Below are 899 nucleotides of genomic sequence, written 5' to 3' on the forward strand. Positions count from 1 at the left end.
AGCCTAAATAGTATTAAATCAATAATATGATAAATTCAAATTTATGTTTAAGCTATTATTTTTTTTAAAAAGATTATTTTTTGAATGAATTGCTGTGATTTGCAATATTAATGCAAGTTAGCGTTAGAATATTTTTATCTTTTTCGTAAATTAGCACCAAATCGTTTTTCACATGGCAATCTCTATAGCCCTTAAATTTACCTTGCAAAGCGTGGTCTTTATAAATCGGCTCTAAGACTTCATCATTTGCCAATCTTAAAATAATTTTATTTGTTAATTCTTTATCAGCTTTGCTTAGTTTTTTAAAGGCTGTTTTGTAAGCTTTAGTCTCCCTTACTTGATATTTCACCATTTCATGCTTTCTTCTACGAATTTTTCAGCGTCCATATATTCAACTTCCCCACGCAAATACGCAGCCTTTAATTCTTTTGCTTCTTTTATAGAATCTAAAAATTCTTTACTATTATAAAAATCATCTAATTTGCTTTTTTCTTTCTTTATCTTTATCGGCTCGTTAAATGCCTTTGCTAATTCTTTTAAAGCCTTTAAAAAGTGCGGATTATCATTCATCTTTACTATTACATTCATATTTACTCCTTTTATATTCGTTATCTTATACTAAATATGTTTAATTTATCAAGTTTTAAAGAATTTAAATTAGGAAATTGATTTTTAAATTTAAAAAAAGGGAGCGAGTGCTCCCCTTAGGATTATTGCAATAACCTTAGTAATTTTTACTATTGTAATAATCCTAGTCGTTTTTAAGGCGACAAGCACCTTAAAAACTCCATTCATTAACGCAATAATCTTTAATGCGTTTTTAAAGGTGCATTGCACCTTTAAAACTATTGTAATAATCTCATTACGTTTTGTTGAACAGCGTTAGCTTGGCTCATTGC

General features: G+C 28.0%; 2 protein-coding genes. Both read right to left on the reverse strand.

Going from position 1 to position 899, the window contains the following annotated elements:
• Positions 1-73: 73 nt before the first annotated feature.
• Entirely contained in the window at positions 74-349 is a 276-nt protein-coding gene (locus KJQ97_RS09280) for a type II toxin-antitoxin system RelE/ParE family toxin (protein WP_214120674.1), read from the reverse strand.
• The gene (locus KJQ97_RS09285; protein ID WP_214120675.1) at positions 346-588 is read right to left on the reverse strand and encodes a hypothetical protein; all 243 of its coding nucleotides are present in this window, start codon (positions 586-588) and stop codon (positions 346-348) included. Before KJQ97_RS09285 ends, KJQ97_RS09280 begins: the two co-directional genes overlap by 4 nt.
• Positions 589-899 lie beyond the last annotated feature (311 nt).

Source organism: Campylobacter sp. 2018MI01 (assembly GCF_018501205.1).
In the GTDB taxonomy this organism is placed as follows: domain Bacteria; phylum Campylobacterota; class Campylobacteria; order Campylobacterales; family Campylobacteraceae; genus Campylobacter_E.